Annotated in this window: 14 protein-coding genes and 1 pseudogene; 5 read left to right on the forward strand and 10 right to left on the reverse strand. The window is 72.7% G+C overall.

The genetic code is table 11. The features are described from left to right. Nucleotides 1–17: 17 nt before the first annotated feature. From M1E25_RS21030 to M1E25_RS21055, 6 genes and pseudogenes are all read right to left on the reverse strand, one after another. Nucleotides 18–1,376, reverse strand: coding sequence for a chloride channel protein (locus tag M1E25_RS21030; RefSeq protein ID WP_251418040.1), 1,359 nt, complete (start codon nt 1,374–1,376; stop codon nt 18–20). 203 nt (nt 1,377–1,579) lie between these two features. Beyond that, the gene (locus tag M1E25_RS21035) at nt 1,580–1,777 is read right to left on the reverse strand and encodes a DUF8691 family protein (protein ID WP_251418042.1); all 198 of its coding nucleotides are present in this window, start codon (nt 1,775–1,777) and stop codon (nt 1,580–1,582) included. A gap of 165 nt (nt 1,778–1,942) precedes the next feature. Continuing rightward, entirely contained in the window at nt 1,943–4,654 is a 2,712-nt protein-coding gene (locus tag M1E25_RS21040) for a winged helix-turn-helix domain-containing protein (RefSeq protein ID WP_251418044.1), read from the reverse strand. Nucleotides 4,655–4,757: 103 nt separating this feature from the next. After that, nucleotides 4,758–6,275, reverse strand: a complete 1,518-nt coding sequence (locus M1E25_RS21045) for a glutamate synthase subunit beta (RefSeq protein ID WP_251418046.1) — start codon at nt 6,273–6,275, stop codon at nt 4,758–4,760. A 145-nt stretch (nt 6,276–6,420) separates the two neighbouring features. Next, on the reverse strand, nt 6,421–6,951 hold the full coding sequence (locus M1E25_RS21050; protein ID WP_251418048.1) for a flavin reductase family protein: 531 nt from the start codon (nt 6,949–6,951) through the stop codon (nt 6,421–6,423). Nucleotides 6,952–7,162: 211 nt separating this feature from the next. Continuing rightward, nucleotides 7,163–7,572, reverse strand: a pseudogene (locus M1E25_RS21055) (TlpA family protein disulfide reductase). Between the two features lie 340 nt (nt 7,573–7,912). On the opposite strand from M1E25_RS21055, the gene M1E25_RS21060 reads away from it, so the two are divergent. After that, nucleotides 7,913–8,635: a lysophospholipid acyltransferase family protein gene (locus tag M1E25_RS21060; RefSeq protein ID WP_251418050.1), complete on the forward strand. Its 723-nt coding sequence runs from the start codon at nt 7,913–7,915 to the stop codon at nt 8,633–8,635. A gap of 96 nt (nt 8,636–8,731) precedes the next feature. Here the strand turns inward: M1E25_RS21060 and M1E25_RS21065 are convergent, their stop codons facing one another. From M1E25_RS21065 to M1E25_RS21075, 3 genes are read right to left on the reverse strand one after another with little or no spacing between them, the layout of a single operon-like run. Then, a complete protein-coding gene (locus M1E25_RS21065; protein WP_251418051.1) occupies nt 8,732–9,814 on the reverse strand; it encodes a threonine aldolase family protein in 1,083 nt (360 codons plus the stop codon). Continuing rightward, nucleotides 9,793–10,557, reverse strand: a complete 765-nt coding sequence (locus tag M1E25_RS21070; RefSeq protein WP_251418053.1) for an SDR family oxidoreductase — start codon at nt 10,555–10,557, stop codon at nt 9,793–9,795. The genes M1E25_RS21065 and M1E25_RS21070 overlap by 22 nt, the downstream gene beginning before the upstream one ends. Nucleotides 10,558–10,580: 23 nt before the next feature. Then, the gene (locus M1E25_RS21075; protein WP_251418054.1) at nt 10,581–11,966 is read right to left on the reverse strand and encodes a DUF6421 family protein; all 1,386 of its coding nucleotides are present in this window, start codon (nt 11,964–11,966) and stop codon (nt 10,581–10,583) included. 373 nt (nt 11,967–12,339) lie between these two features. Here M1E25_RS21075 and M1E25_RS21080 point away from each other — a divergent pair, with 373 nt between their 5' ends. Continuing rightward, the gene (locus M1E25_RS21080; protein WP_251418056.1) at nt 12,340–13,023 is read left to right on the forward strand and encodes a glycerophosphodiester phosphodiesterase; all 684 of its coding nucleotides are present in this window, start codon (nt 12,340–12,342) and stop codon (nt 13,021–13,023) included. A gap of 41 nt (nt 13,024–13,064) precedes the next feature. On the opposite strand, the gene M1E25_RS21085 is transcribed toward M1E25_RS21080, so the two are convergent. Beyond that, complete coding sequence (locus M1E25_RS21085; protein ID WP_251418058.1) at nt 13,065–13,622, reverse strand: GNAT family N-acetyltransferase; 558 nt, start codon at nt 13,620–13,622, stop codon at nt 13,065–13,067. Between the two features lie 86 nt (nt 13,623–13,708). On the opposite strand from M1E25_RS21085, the gene M1E25_RS21090 reads away from it, so the two are divergent. From M1E25_RS21090 to M1E25_RS21100, 3 genes are all read left to right on the forward strand, one after another. Next, a complete protein-coding gene (locus M1E25_RS21090; RefSeq protein ID WP_251418060.1) occupies nt 13,709–14,095 on the forward strand; it encodes a VOC family protein in 387 nt (128 codons plus the stop codon). 68 nt (nt 14,096–14,163) lie between these two features. Further along, a complete protein-coding gene (locus M1E25_RS21095) occupies nt 14,164–14,775 on the forward strand; it encodes a DUF5134 domain-containing protein (protein WP_251418063.1) in 612 nt (203 codons plus the stop codon). Between the two features lie 101 nt (nt 14,776–14,876). After that, a complete protein-coding gene (locus M1E25_RS21100) occupies nt 14,877–15,812 on the forward strand; it encodes a M56 family metallopeptidase (protein ID WP_251418065.1) in 936 nt (311 codons plus the stop codon). Nucleotides 15,813–15,841: the final 29 nt, after the last annotated feature.

Consider the following 15,841-nt stretch of genomic DNA (forward strand, 5'->3'; position numbering starts at 1 on the left):
CCCCTCGCCGCGGCGCCTCACCCGGCACGGGTGAACCGGGTGCCTCCGGCGCCCCGGGTACCCCGCAGCGTCCGGGGCATCAGCTCGGTCGTCACGAAGGCGACGACGACGGCGAGCACGATGACGGGAAGCGCCTCCCGGTCCTCGACGATCAGCGTGACCAGCACGACGCTGCTCAGCGGCAGCTTCAGCATCGTGGCCGACGCCGCCGCCATGCCCACGGCCATGCCGGTGACCGTGCCCAGGCCCGGCAGCGGGGCGCACAGGACACCGGCGGCCGCCCCGAGGAAGAGCGACGGAAAGACCGGCCCGCCCCGCAGCGCGCCCAGGCACACCGCGTAGCCGGCGGTCTTGAACGCCAGCACGGCCACCAGGGCACCTGCGCTCCAGGCCTGCGGATTCCCGGCCAGTTCCGTGAGGGCGCCCTGCCCCGACAGTGCGGCCTCCGCGGGGGAACGGCCGGTGCTCAGGGCGTAGAGCGCCGGGAAGCAGCCTGCCGTGACGGCGCAGAGAACCGTACGGGAGAAGGGCCGGCCGGCGACGAAGGCCGCCGTCCGGCGGCCGACGACCGGCGCCCAGTGCAGGACCGCGCCGATCGCGGCCGCCATCAGCACGGACCAGAGCACGTCCCCTGCTTCGAGCGGGGGTGTATGCGGCAGGTCCAGGCTGAGGCTTCCGGCCTTCAGACCGGTCCACCGGCCGAATCCGGTGAACACCAGCGCCCCGATGCCGCTGGACAGCAGGGCCGGAAGCAGCACGGCGAACAGTTGCGGTCCGCCCACACCCGCCACCTCGATCAGAAGAATCGCGCCGATGACCGGATTGCCGAAGAGCGCTGAGATCGCCGCGGCCGAACCCGCGGCTCCCAGCAGAGCCGAACTCTGCTCGGTCACACGGACGCGGACCAGCATCGCCAGGAGGACGGCGAGTCCACCGCCGAGCGCGATGAGCGGGGCCTCCGGACCGAGCACCGCTCCCAGCGGGAGGCTGCCCAGCGCGGCGAGCACCACCCCGGGCAGTGCCGCCGCGGAGGCACCTCCGGCATGCAGCCCCCCGGCCGGAACGTGGCCGCCCTTGCCCGGCAGCCGGCTCACGACGGCGCCGACGATCACACCGGAGAGCAGGGCCGCCGGCAATGACCACCACCAGGGCGGCGAGGACAGGCCCAGTTCCTGCGGCAGCCCCTGCCAGACGCCCTTCTCCAGTTCCTGGAGAAGGACCAGGAACCAGAAGGCGATCAGGGAGACGGGAATGCCGATCAGCGCGGAGAAGGCCAGGCCGCGCAGATAGGCCCGGTTGCGCAGCATCTCCCGCAGGCGGTCCGCCTCCTGCGGGCCGTTCCCGCCGCCCGAAGGGGCAGCTGTCGGCTGGGTCATGAACGGGCCTCCGCATGGACGTCCGGCCTGCGCCTTACCGGCCGGCCTGCCGGGGAAGCCGTCGGTCGGCGATCTGGCTGTGATACCACCGCGCGGCAGCAGGATGCGGACGACACCCGTGCCCGGGCAGGCGCCACCGGCCCGCCGGGCCGGTGTCACCCGTCCGGTCCAGCCCGCCCGGGGTGCCAGCGTTCCGGAACGGCTCAGCCGTGAAGCCGGCGCAGCTCGAGAAGCTGGAGGCCCAGGTCCTGGAACCGGTTCAGCAGCCCGTACAGGTGGGCCTCGTCGGTGACGGACCCCGTCAGCACCGTCTCCTCCCCGGCCGGGACCGGTTCCAGCTCCGGGAAGGACTCGGCCACGGCCGGGGAGAGCCGGCCGGTGACGCGGAACTCATAGCGCATGACGGGCTTCTTCCGTCGGCGGCGGAACGTCTCGCGATCCACCCTGGTGCCGTTCGCGGACGTCCGCCTCACCCGCAGAAGGCGACGCGTGCCGGCCGGCGGGCGCTGCGGGCCGGACCGCGGGAAGTCCGGGTGCGGGGGCGGCGCATCCGGGTGCCGAGCCGCTCAGAGCACGCCGAGCCGTACGGCACGCCTGACCGCCTCACCGCGCCGGGAGACGGACAGCTTGCGGAAGATGCTGCGCAGGTGCGTCTTGACGGTGTTGGCGGACAGCCCGAGTTCGTCGGCGATCTCCGCGGTCGACAGCATCCGGGACGCGCACCGCAGGACGTCGCGCTCCCGTCCGGTCAGCGGCTCGGCAGGGGCAGGTACGGATCCGGCACCGTCGGTGCCGTCCCGCTCGGGGGAGAGCCAGCCGTGTGAGCGGGCGAGGTCCGTCCGCCGTTCGAGGAGCCGCCGCAGCCAGGGCCCCTCCTCGACGAACGGCAGGCGGAGCAGTTCCGGCCGGGCCGTTTCCAGTGCCTGGGCGACCCAGCCGTCGGCGGCGGCGCGGTCGCCGGCGAGCAGGGCGGCGCGGGCGAGGACCAGCCGGGAACGGACGTGACCGGCCGGCCCGGTGCCGTGCCGGCCGGCTGCCGCGAGCAGTCGGCGGGCCCGTGCGGGGTCCCCCGCCGCGCAGTGGGCGCGGGCGAGCGCGACGGCTACGGCACCGTCGGACGGTTCCGCGACGTCGAGGGCCGACAGCGCCTGCTCGTGGTCGCAGCGGGCCAGATGGGCGGCGGAGCGGGCGATCGCCAGCCGCTCGAGCGTCCGCCGCGGGTACCGCTCGAGGGACGGCCCGGCCCGGCCGTCGCCGGTTGCGGCGTCGAGGACGGCCAGTGCCTGCTGCGGGCTGCCGTCGTGGAGGCCGAGCCGGGACCGGACGACGGCGCTCTCGGCGGCGAGGCAGGGGTCGAGCCGTACCGCCTCCTCCTCGCAAGCCGGGTGGAGGTGACGGCGGGCGTCGGCGAAGTCGGCTCGCTCGGTGGCGAGAACGGCCATGGCCAGCGCAGCGGCACCGCGGCGGGCCGGGGTGCGGTGGGCGCCGTCGGCCGCGTTCGCCCGGAGGGCGTGTTCCTCGGCCCGTCGCAGGTCGCCCCGGAGCGACTCGGTCAGCGCCAGCCGCGCCAGGCACTCCCGGCGCAGGCCGTCGGTGACGGGTGCGGTGCACGACGCCGCCGCGTCGCGGAAGGCCGCCTCGGCCTCATCGGTCCGGTCCTCCCCAAGCAGACGAACGGCGAGTCCGAGCAGCCGCAGGGACTCGGCCTCGGGGTGTTCCGCCAGGAGGTGAGCCGGAACCCGGTCCAGCAGACCGGACGTCCGCGCGGCCGACGTTTCCGGGGTCTGCGCCGCGTCGCCGGACAGCAGCCGCAGCAGTGCGTGCTCGGCCCGGGCGGCGGCGGACGGCGGGTCCGCGGCGGCGTCGAACAGCGCCTGTGCCCGCGCCAACCGGGCCCGGCAGCCCGGACGGTCGTGGCGGGCCAGGGAGCACGCGGCCGCCACCAGCGCGGCAGCGGGGGCCGGGAATTCGTCGGGCATGGCGTCGAACAGGCGGACCAGACGGTCGTCGTTGCCGCCGGTGAGCAGACGGCCGACGGCGAGCCGGTCGACAACCAGACCCGCCGCGTGCCCCCAGTCGCCGGCCGCGCCCGCGTGCCGCAGGGCCCGGGTCGACCCGCCGTGCTCCGCGTACCAGCGGGCGGCGCGTCGGTGGAGCTCCGGTTCGAGGCCGGGGTGCCGGATGCGCAGATGGGCCCTGAGCACCGCGGCGAACAGGGGGTGGCAGTCATAGCCGAGCCCGTCCCTGGTCGGCTCGACCAGCGAGTTGGCGTGTGCGAGGGACGTCAGAATCCGGGACGCGTCCGAGCGGCCCGTCAGTTCGTCTGCGAGCGACGGCGTGATCCGGTCCAGGATGCTGGTGCGGAGCAGCAGTTCCTGGGTGGGCGCGGGGTGCGCGCGCAGGACTTCGGCCAGGAGGTAGTCGGCGACGGCCTGCCGGGAGGCGGCGAAGGAGCGGGCGAAACCCTCCGGATCGTCGGAGCGCCGCATGGCGAGCGCGCACAACCGCAGGCCGGCAGCCCACCCCTGGGTGCGCTCCACGAGAGCGGTGGTGCTCTGTTCGGACGGTTTCAGTCCGTGCCGTTCGAGCAGACGGCGGGCCTCGACGCCGGTGAAGGCCAGGTCGGCGCCGCGGATCTCCTCGATCAGTCCCTGAGTCCGGTAGCGGTGCAGCGGCAGCAGCGGCTCGACCCGGCTGGTGACGACCAGCCGCAGGCGTCCCGCGGCATGTCCCAGGACGAAGTCGAGACCGTCCGTTATCCGGCGGTCCGTGAGCTGTTCGAGGCCATCGAGTACGAGGACGACGGGCCGGGGCAGCCGCGTGAGCGCCCAGGCGAGCCGCACCAGGGTGGCGTGTCCGACGCCGTCGCCCGTGGCGGGCGGGGGAACGTCCGGCAGCGGTACGCCGCAGTGGCGGAACGCCCCGATGACGTAGGCCCAGAACGGCCCCGGACCGTTCTCCTCCTGTTCCGTGGTCAGCCACACCACCGGCCCCGGCGACGACGCGGTCGCCGCCCAGGTCGCAACGAGCGTCGTCTTGCCGGCGCCCGCCGGTCCGGTGACGAGGGTCAGGGGCGCCCCGGCGCAGCCGTCGAGCCGGTCCGCGAGCCGCCGCCGGCGCACGAGGGTGCGGGGGGCGGGCGGGATCTCGAACTTCGCCGCGAGCAGCGGGTCTCCTGCCGGGGTCGCCGCGATCCCCGGTCCGCCGCCCGGGGCGGGATCCTGCTCCGGGGCGCGCTGCCCGCCGCTGTCCGCTGCGACGGCCGTCCTGCGGGGCATGACCACCACCCTCCGGTCCACACCACCTCCATCGTCGCGGGCCCCCGTCCGCGCCGCCACAGGGGACCCGGAGCGGCAGTGACGGGCCGGGCCGGGGAACGGTTCAGACCGCGAGCGGCCGGTCGGTGGCCCGGACGGGGGCCGGCAGGTGGGTGGAACCGGTGAGGTAGCGGTCCACGGAGGCGGCCGCGGCCCGTCCCTCGGCGATCGCCCAGACGATCAGCGACTGGCCTCGCCCGGCGTCGCCTGCCGCGAAGACACCGGGAATGCCGGTGCGGAACTCCGCGTCACGGGCAATGTTGCCTCGGGCGTCGAAGTTCATCCCGAGCTGTTCCATGAGCGGACTCTCGGCCTCCGGTCCGGAGAACCCCAGGGCGAGCAGGACGAGTTGAGCGGGGATGACGACTTCGGTACCGGGCTCGGGCCGGCGGTCGTCCGGGGAGACACCGACCAGGTGGAGGGCGTGGACGTGCCCGTGCTCGTCGCCCTCGAAGCGCAGGGTGGACGCCGAGAACAGCCGGATGTCGCCGCTGTGTCCCGGTGACGGGCCCTGCCGGCCCGCCGAGGGCGGTGGGGGCATCAGTTCCCCGGCCTCCTCGTGGGCCGGGGAGACCCGGTGGATACGCGGGTGGACGGGCCACGGCTGGTGCGCGGGCCGCTCGGCGCCCGCCTGCGGGTTGATGTCCAGCTGAACGACCCCGGCGGCGTGCTGACGCAGCACCGTTCCGAGGCAGTCGGCTCCCGTGTCGCCCCCACCGACGATGGCGACCTCGCGGCCCCGGGCGCTCACGGGTGACGCGTCGAGGTCGCCCTCCTGCACCCGGTTGGCCAGGGTGAGATACTCCATGGCCTGGTGAATGCCGGTCAGTTCGCGTCCGGGAACGGCGAGATCGCGCGCCGTCGTGGCACCGGTCGCAACGATCACGGCGTCGAAGCGTTCCAGAAGTCTCGAGGCGTCGAGGCCGGCGCCGACGTCGACGCCGGTGCGGAACCGGGTCCCCTCGGCCCGCATCTGGTCCAGACGCCGGTCGAGGTGGCGCTTCTCCATCTTGAACTCGGGGATGCCGTAGCGCAGCAGACCGCCGGCTCGGTCCGCACGCTCGTAGACCGCCACCGTGTGTCCGGCCCGGGTGAGTTGCTGGGCCGCTGCGAGCCCGGCCGGGCCGGAGCCGATGACGGCGACCGTCCTTCCGGAGAGACGTTCCGGTGGCCGGGGCCTCACCTCGTCGTGGTCCCATGCCCGGTCGGCGATGGCGACTTCGACGTTCTTGATCGTCACCGGGTCGGCATTGATGGCGAGGACGCACGCCGTCTCGCAGGGGGCGGGGCACAGACGCCCGGTGAACTCGGGGAAGTTGTTCGTCGCGTGCAGCCGTTCACCGGCGGCCCGCCAGTCGTCCCGGGAAACCAGGACGTTCCAGTCCGGGATCAGGTTGCCCAGCGGACATTCGCTGTGACAGAACGGTATGCCGCAGTCCATGCACCGTCCGGACTGCTCGGCGACGAGCGGCAGCAGTCCGCTCTGCTCATGGATCTCGTCCCAGTCCTCGACCCGCTCGCGCACCGGGCGCCGGGTGCGCTCACGTCGCGGGGTGGTGAGAAAGCCCTTGGGGTCGGCCACGAAGGCCTCCAGTGAGTCACCGACGGTCGCGCTCAGCGCAGATTCCCGCCCCGGTGCGGCCCGGCCCGTCGTGGTGCACGGCCACACGACGCGGTCTGCCCACCATACGTCGCTTGCGAGCCGTTTTCGAAGGGATGGGGCGGAATCAACCGGTCCCGGGGCCGGGTGACTCGTCGCGCAGCGCGTTGTAACGGCCGTGGTGGTAGAGCAGCGGGCGGCCTTCCCCGGCGGCGTTGCCCGCCACCACCTCGGCGATCACGACATGGTGGTCGCCTGCCGGTATCCGGGCCGCGACCCGGCACACCAGCCAGGCGAGCACCCCGTCGAGCAGCGGGACACCGTGCGGACCGCGGCTCCAGCGGGTGGGCTCGGCGAAGCGGTCGGCGCCCCTGCGCGCGAAGGTCTCCGCGAGTTCCTGCTGGTGTTCGCCGAGGATGTGTGCGCCGACGTACCCGCTCTGCGCGATGACGGGCCAGCTGGACGACCCGGTGGCGACTCCGAACGAGACGAGCGGCGGCTCCGCCGCGACCGAGCTGAGCGAGGTGGCGGTGAAACCGGCGGGCCGCGCACCGCCCGCGGTGATCACAGCGACGCCTGCCGCGTGCCGGCGGAACACCGAGCGGAGGAGGTCGGGATGGGCTGCGGTGGGACTGACGAGGTCGTGCATGGCCGTCATGAAGTCGTCCTTCGGTGGGGTGCGTGCCGGAGCCGGGCAGGGGTCGCTGGTGCTCAAGGACTCGGACAGCAGGCACTCGCAGTGCGGACGAGGTCGATGTGAACTCGCCCGTGGGGAAGGATGACTGAGCGCATTACGTCAGCCTGACGACATCGGCTCGATCCCGTCAAGCTCCGCCCCGGTTGTGGGATCAAGGTCACGCAGCGTGGTGTCACATGGACCGGACGGCCTCGCCGAGCGCCGCGATGATGTCCGCCCTGCGCGGTTGCCCGGAGGCCCGCCGTACGACGCAACCGTCGGCGTCGAGCACCAGCACGGTGGGGGTTCGCGTGATCCCGAGGATGCGCACCAGGTCGAGGTGCGCCTCGGCATCGATCTCCACGTGCGTGACGCCGTCGACCATTGCGGCCACCTCGGCCAGGGTCCGGCGGGTCGCACGGCAGGGCTGGCAGAAGGCGCTGGAGAACTGGACGAGAGTCGCCCGCTCCCCCAGTCCGGCCCCCAGTTCTCCGGCGTCCAGCCGGAGGCCCGTGTCGCGTCCGCGCACCTTCAACCTCCCCTTGTGGCGGGTGTGCAGCAGGCCGAAGCACCGGCCGCCACGAGCACCGCCGAACACACCACACATCCGGTCGTCTCGGCTTCCAGCGTGCACCGGACCGCAGAAAATTCCCGAGCGGGGACGACTTCCGCCTGCGGCACGCCGTCCGCCACGATCCGCCACGACCACGACACATCTCGGCCCGCCGCCTCGGCTGCGAGAGGTACCGGCTGCTGCGCCGGGCCGGGGGCCCGGCGCAGCAGCGGGCATGCCCGGACGTGATGAGGATCTCCCGCCGACGAGGCCCCCGGGCTGGCCGCAGGGCCCGCAATCAGGCAGCATCTGCCGCAGGCCGCATACCTACGGCTGCGTAACTTTCCGCCGGGAGAACCCTCCCCGGGGCACAGAAGGGGTCTTCCGACCATGGCCGAGTTCGTCTACCCGCCGGTGATCGGTGCCGTCCGCACCCTGTTCAAGGCGCTCGACCTCCGGTTCGACATCCAGGGCTCCGAGCACATTCCGCGGCAGGGCGGCGCGGTGCTGGTGAGCAATCACATCGGCTATCTGGACTTCGCGTTCTGCGGGCTGACGGCACTCCCGTCGAAACGCCTGGTGCGTTTCATGGCCAAGGAATCCGTGTTCCGGCACAAGATCTCCGGCCCGCTGATGCGCGGCATGAAGCACATCCCGGTGGACCGCTCGCAGGGCGAGCACGCCTATGCACACGCGCTGGAGGCGCTGCGGTCCGGGGAGATCATCGGTGTCTTCCCGGAGGCCACGATCTCGCCGTCGTTCACGCTGAAGACCTTCAAGACCGGAGCGGCCCGCCTCGCCCAGGAGGCCGGCGTCCCGCTGCTGCCGATGGCGCTGTGGGGCACGCAGCGGCTGTGGACCAAGGGCCGCCCGCGCAATCTCGGGCGCAACCACATCCCGATCACGATGCGGGTCGGCGAGCCCATGCCGGCGGACGCCTCGGAGCCGGTTGCCTCGATCACCGGGCGGCTGCGCGAGCGGGTGCAGGAGCTGCTGGAGTCGGCACAGCGCGCCTACCCGGTACGGCCCAAGAGCCCGGCGGACACCTGGTGGATCCCGGCGCATCTGGGCGGTACGGCCCCGACGCCCGCACAGGTGAAGGACCGGGGCTGAGGCAGGCCCGGGCCCGCACCCGGAACGAAGAAGCCCGGCCGCGAGCAGACTCGCGGCCGGGCTTCTTCGTCGTTGCTGCCGACCGGACCGCGGTGGTCAGCGCCGGTCCATCTCCTCGGCGAGTGCCGTGGTGAACCCGTCGACGTCCGACTCGGTCGTGTCGAAGGAGCACATCCAGCGCACCACACCGGCCGGTTCGTCCCAGAAGTAGAAGCGGTACTGCTTCTGCAGCCGCTCGGCCACATCGTGCGGCAGCCGGGCGAAGACGGCGTTGGCCTGGACGGGGTGGAGCACCTCCACGCCCTCCACACGGCGCGCACCCGTCTCCAGACGGCGCGCCATGGCGTTGGCGTGGCGGGCGTTGCGCAGCCACAGGTCCCCGGCGAGCAGGGCCTCCAGCTGGACGGACACGAAGCGCATCTTGGAGGGCAGCTGCATGGACAGCTTGCGGATGTGCTTCATGGCGCGGACCGCGTCGTGGTCGAGGACGACGACGGCCTCGCCGAACAGCATGCCGTTCTTCGTCCCGCCGTAGGACAGCACGTCGACACCGGCGACGTTGGTGAAGCTGCGCATGGGGACGTCGAGCGAGGCCGCCGCATTGGCGATGCGGGCGCCGTCGAGGTGCACCTTCATGCCGCGCTCGTGGGCGTGCTCGCAGACGGCCCGGATCTCGTCCGGCGTGTAGACCGTGCCGAGCTCGGTGTTCTGGGTGATCGAGACGACCTGGGGCATGGCCCGGTGCTCGTCGTCCCAGCCGTGGGCCTCCCGGTCGATGAGCTCGGGAGTGAGCTTGCCGTCCTCGGTCGGGACGGTCAGCAGCTTCAGCCCGCCGACCCGCTCGGGGGCGCCGCACTCGTCGACGTTGATGTGCGCGGAGTCGGCGCAGATGACCGCGCCCCAGCGGTCGGTCAGCGCCTGGAGGGCGACGACGTTGGCGCCCGTCCCGTTGAACACCGGGAAGGCTTCCGCCTCCGGGCCGAAGTGCCGGCGCACCACGCTCTGCAGCCCGGCGGTGTAGTCGTCCTCGCCGTAGGCGACCTGGTGGCCGCCGTTGGCCAGCGCGAGGGCCGCCAGGACCTCGGGGTGGACCCCCGCGTAGTTGTCGCTGGCGAAGCCGCGCAGGTCGGGATCGTGACGCAGGCGGGCGTCGGTCTTCACGGTCGCGGGGTCAGCCACAGACGGTTTCCGTTCACTTCCCGGGCGGGCCGGTCCCAGACGTCGACGATGGCCTTGGCCAGGTCCGTGACGTCGGTGAAGCCCTCGAACTTCGCTTGCGGTCGTTCGGCACGCATGGCGTCGTGCACGAGCGCCTTGATGACCAGGATCGCAGCAGCCGCGGACGGGCCGTCGTCACCCCCCAGTTTCCGGAAGGAGTCGCCGAGGGCGAGGGTCCAGGCCTCGGCCGCCGACTTCGCGGCGGCGTAGGCGGCGTTGCCCGCTGTCGGCTTGCCCGCGCCGGCGGCGCTGACCAGAAGGTATCGCCCGTTGCCGCTGCGCAGCAGCGCGTCGTGGAAGGCGAGCGAGGTGTGCTGGACCGTGCGGATGAGCAGCTTCTCCAGCAGTTCCCAGTCCGCGAGGTCGGTCTCCGCGAAGGTCCGGGAGCCGCGCCAGCCGCCGACCAGGTGCACGAGGCCGTCGATCCGTCCGAATTCCTTGTCCGTGCGGTCGGCCCACTGCCGCGTTGCCTCGAGGTCCAGCAGATCGACCGTGTCCCCGGTGACCGTGGCCCCGCCGTGCGCGTACCGCGCCGCGTCCACGGCCTCGGCGAGCCTCACCGGGTCGGCGTCCGCAGCGACCACCGTGGCTCCGGCCTCGGCGAGGCGCAGCAGGGTGGCCCGGCCGGCGGGTCCGGCTGCGCCGGCGACAGCCACCACCGCCCCGTCGAGCCGGCCCGTGCCGTTGGAAGTACTGCTCGTCATCGTCGTCTCCTCGTCGGACCCGGTCAGGCGGCGTTCCGGGCGGTGATGCCCTTGGTGGAGGCGATCACGTCCCGCAGCTTCTTGGCCAGTGCCTCGTAGAACAGGCTCAGCGGGAACTCGTCCGGGAGTACATCGTCCACGAGTTTGCGCGGCGGCTGCGACAGGTCGAGCGCATCCGGCCCCTTGGCCCACACAGAGCCCGGGTGGGGGGCGAGGTACCGGGAGACGAGGTCGTAGGCCGCGAACCAGTGCACGATCTTGGGCCGGTCGATGCCGTCCCGGTACAGCTGCTCGATCTCGGCGCAGAGCTCGTTGGTCACCTGCGGGGCGCGCTCCCAGTCGATGGAGAGCTTGTTGTCGGTCCAGCGGACGACGTCGTGCTGGTGCAGGTAGGCGAAGAGCAGCTGACCGCCGAGCCCGTCGTAGTTGCGGACGCGGTCGCCGGTGACCGGGAAGCGGAACATCCGGTCGAGGATCACCGTGTACTGGACGTCGCGGGCCTGCACGAACCCCTCGGCCTCGAGCTTGACGGCCTCGCGAAAGGCGGTGAGGTCGCACCGCAGCTCCTCCAGGCCGTACATCCAGAACGGCTGGCGCTGCTTGATCATGAACGGGTCGAACGGCAGGTCGCCGTGGCTGTGCGTGCGGTCGTGGACCATGTCCCACAGCACGAACGCCTGCTGGCAGCGCTGCTGGTCGCGGAGCAGGTCGCGGATGTCGCCGGGGAGGTCGAGCGAGAGGGTCTCGACGGCGGCCTCGCTGACGCGCCGGAAGCGAGCAGCCTCGCGGTCGCAGAAGATCCCGCCCCAGGTGAAGCGCTCCGGGGCCTCGCGCACGGCGATGGTCTCCGGGAACAGGACGGCGGAGTTGGTGTCGTACCCGGCGGTGAAGTCCTCGAAGGTGATGCCGAGGAACAGCGGGTTGTCGAACCGGGTGCGCTCGAGGTCGGCCAACCAGTCCGGCCACACCACGCGCAGCACGACCGCCTCGAGGTTTCGGTCGGGGTTGCCGTTCTGCGTGTACATGGGGAAGACGACGAGGTGCTGGAGGCCGTCACGGCGCTGGGCGGCGGGCTGGAAGGCGAGGAGCGAGTCGAGGAAGTCGGGGGTGGTGTATCCGGCCTCGGCCCAGCGGCGGAGGTCGGCCGCTGCGGCCCGCAGGTACTCCGCGTCGTGGGGCAGCAGCGGGCTCAGCTCCTGGACGGCGGAGACGATCCGGTCCAGGACAGCCGTCACTGCGGAGCGGGCGGGCGCCCCCTCGGCCTCGAAGTCGATCGAGCCGTCCTTCGACTGCCAGGGACGGATTTCCTCCACAGCAGCCTTGAGGACGGGCCAGGCCGGGTGGTCCACCACCGACTTGCCGGGCAGAACATCGCCGTCCGCCGGATTCTGCACAAGGATTTCCGTCATGACTCACTCTCCGCGGGAGATTTTTGCGTCCTCATACCGTAGCCGGACAAGACTCGTCCACTCAAACGGGGCCACCGGAGATCGTCCTGCGGAACACCCGGCATCGCCGCTGATCTTCCTGTCGGACACCACTACCCACGATACGTCCGGACAGTCCTTCCGACTCCTCGGAGCACCCCGTACCGGCCGGACCGCGGTCCTGCCGTCAGCACGCGAGGCCGGCTCCCACTCGCGGGTGAGGAGGGCCGCGGACTCATGTCGTGACCGGGGCCCGGACGGGTAGGGGCCATTAGGCTGCGTGCTTGCTCACGCGTGTGCTGCCGACGATCGCGTCGTCCGGGGGCCGGCTCGGTGCCCCGGGAAGGAGACCGCCTTGACTTTCCTCACCATCGGACACCGCGGTGCGATGGGCGTCGAGCCCGAGAACACGCTGCGTTCCTTCGTCCGGGCCGAACGCGAGGGCCTGGACGTGATCGAGCTCGACCTGCATCTGAGCAAGGACGGCGCCCTGGTGGTCATGCACGACGCCGAGGTGGACCGCACGACCGACGGCACGGGCGCCATCAGCGACTTCACCCTTGCCGAACTGCGCGAACTCGACGCCGGGGAGGGGGAGCGGGTCCCCCTCTTCGAGGAGGTCCTCGACGCGGTCGAGGCACCTCTCCAGGCGGAGATCAAGGACGTGACCGCGGCGCGCGTCCTGGCCGAGGTCATGCACCGCCGCAACCTCGTGGAGCGCGTCGAGGTGCTGTCGTTCCACGACGAGGCCGTTGCCGAAATCGCCCGGCTCGTCCCCGGCGTGCGCACCGCGCTCGTCGCAAGCCGCTACGGCCTCGACGTGGTCGACCGCGCGGTCGCGGTGGGCGCAGGGTCAGTGGTGCTCAACATCCGCCGGCTGACGCTGGAGATCGTGGAACGGGCCCACACGGCACATCTGAAGGTCATCGGCTGGGTGGTCAACACCCAGGACCACCTGCGCCTGGTCCGCGGCCTGGGTCTGGACGGGGCGACGACCGACTTCCCGGCGATCAAGCTCACGGGCCGGTTCACGGCCTGACCCGGCCGCACCTGCACATCACCGGGAAGCGGCCGGTGACGTCAGCCCAGCTTCTTGACCAGCAGTTCGAACTCGAGATCGTCCCGCCGGGGGATGCCGAACCTCTCGTCGCCGTACGGGAACGGCGAGGTCCTCCCGGTGCGGAGGTAGCCGCGCCGCTCGTACCACCCGATGAGATCGGCCCGGGCCGAGAGCACCGTCATGTGCATCTCCCCCGCCTCCCACTCGGCGCGCGCCAGCCGCTCGGCCTCAGCGAGGACCCGCTTCCCGAGACCCTCGCCCTGCAGCAGCGGACGGACCGCGAACATGCCGAAGTAGGCGTGGGGGCCCCGGTTCTCGAGCTGGCAGCAGGCGACCGGCCGGCCGTCCCGCTCGGCGATCAGCAACCGCCCGGCCACGCCCCGCACGATGCTGCCCACCCCTTCGGCGTCGGTGCGCCGGCCGTCCAGCAGGTCCGCCTCCGTGGTCCAGCCGGCCCGGCTCGCCTCACCGCGGTAGGCCGACTCGACGAGCGCGACGAGGGCGGGGACGTCCTCTTCCACGGCGTCCCGGAACGTCAGCCGCCCCGGGGTGGTCGCGGTGGCCCGAATCGTGTCCATGCAGTGGTCCTCTCATGCCGGTCGGGGCCAGGCTAGCGGCCGCGCCGGGCGGGCCCCGACGCGGCCGGGGGACGTAGGGTCACGGCATGGTCCACGTACTGAGCAGCCGGATCCTTTTGCGGCCGACCGACCCCGACCGGAGCCGGGCTTTCTACCGCGAGGCGCTCGGACTCGCGATCCACCGGGAGTTCAGCACCGGCCCCGCGCGGGGCACGGTCTACTTCCTCGGCAACGGGCTCCTCGAGGTGTCCGGCCGGTCCGAGCAGCCCCCCGCACCGGGGCTCCAGCTCTGGCTCCAGGTCGAGGACAGCGCGGCGGCCCACGCGGAACTCGCGGAGCGGGGCGTGGAGATCCTACGGCCGCCACAACAGGAGCCCTGGGGTCTCATCGAGATGTGGATCGCCGATCCCGACGGCGTGCGGATCGTCGTCGTGGAGATCCCGGCCGACCACCCGCTGCGCCATCGCCCGTGAGACCTGCTGCGCCCCCTCCCTGCCCCCGTGCGCTCCCCTGAGGCCCGGACGCGGCGGGCAGTATCCCGGTGCCCGACGACACCGGGGAGGTGGCCGTGCACGCGCCGCCACTGGTCGGCTGGTACCTGGTTGCTCTGGGCGGTCTCACCGGCGGCTGCTGTCTGCTGCGGCTGTGCGCCGGCCTTCGGACGGGCCGCCGGCAGCCGGCGGGCGAGGCACTGATGGGGCTCGGGATGGCGGCCATGTCACTGCCCGTCGGCGCCGTCCGCGAACATCCGTTGGCCCAGCCCGTGTTCGCGGTCGTGTTCGCGGTCGCGGCCGGGCACGGCCTGGTTCATGCACGGACCGGCGGCGTCCGGCTGCACCACCTGCTGGGGTGCCTGTCCATGGTGTACATGACGCTCGCGATGCCGGGCCCAGGCGCGGTGCACGCCGGAACCGGGCCCGCGCATCCCGGCGGGGGCGGCGTCCCGCTGCTGACCGGGCTGCTGCTCGCGTACTACGCCGTCCTCGTCCTGCGGTACGGACTGCTGTTGGCACCGGCCGGTGCCGCCCCTGCGGTACGGGCCCCCGCGGAAGCAGGGGCCGCCGGACGCTGTGCCGGACCGCTGCCCGAACTGGCCCGTGCCGGCCGGTTGTCCATGGCCATCGGCATGTTCACCATGCTGCTGGCCCTCTGAGCCGTCCGCTCCGCCCCAGGGGGCACGGCGGGGTGCGTGGCTTCCGTCACTTCGCCGTCGGGCCGATACCGGCGGGTGGCCCCCGCTCTTAGGCTGAGGCCATGATGCTCCCGCTGGCACTGCTGGCCCTCGGTGGGCTGGCCGCGGCCGTCGCACCCCGCATGCTGGCGAGGGCGCAATGGCCGGACCGCGAACCCGTGCTCGCCCTGTGGGTGTGGCAGTGCGTTGTCGCCGCCGTCCTGATGTGCTGCGTGCTGGCCATGGCACTGACCGGCGCCGCAGCCTGGGAAGCGGTCCAGACCCATGTCTTCGCGCACGCGCCGACGGGCGTCGTGGAGGCGTACGCGCTGCACGCCTACGGGCCGTGGTCGGGGACCCTGGCGGTGGTGCTCGCCGGCGGCGGGCTGTGGACGGCTGCGATGCTCGCCCGCGAGGTGGTGCGAACACGGGCCGTGCGCCGGCGGCGCCGTGCGGAACTCCTGGACCGTTCCCCGCTGATGCCGGGCGAGGCACCGGGCGGCAACCGCCTCGTCGTGCTGGAGGACGACCGGCCCGGGGCCTGGTGGCTGACCGGACCGGAGCCTCGACTGGCCATCACCACAGGGGCACTTCGGCGCCTCGACCGGCGTCAGCTGGACGCCGTCCTCGCCCACGAGCAAGGCCATGAGCGCGCCCGGCACGACTGGCTGCTGCACTGTTCGGGGGCGCTCGCGGCCGGCTTCCCCCAGGTCCCGGTGTTCGCGGCGTTCCGCGAGGAGATGCACCGTCTCGTCGAGTTGGCAGCGGACGACGTCGCCTCCCGCCGCTTCGGACGGCTGACCGTTGCGCTGGCCCTGGTGGGAATCAACGAGGACCGTGCCGTCTTCGGCCCCTGCCCCGGTGGTTCGGCCCAGGTGCCCCAGCGCGTCGACCGGCTGCTCTCCGCCGCTCCCCGGTTGGCGCCGGTGCGCAGGCTTCAACTGACCGCGGCCGCGGCCCTGGTTCCGGTCGTCCCGTTGCTGATGACCTTCGCGCCTGGACTGCGTGCGTTGGGGTAGTTTCGCGGCACACCCCGTTCGTGAGGATC

The sequence above is a fragment of the Streptomyces meridianus genome (assembly GCF_023703325.1).
In the GTDB taxonomy this organism is placed as follows: Bacteria; Actinomycetota; Actinomycetes; order Streptomycetales; family Streptomycetaceae; genus Streptomyces; species Streptomyces meridianus.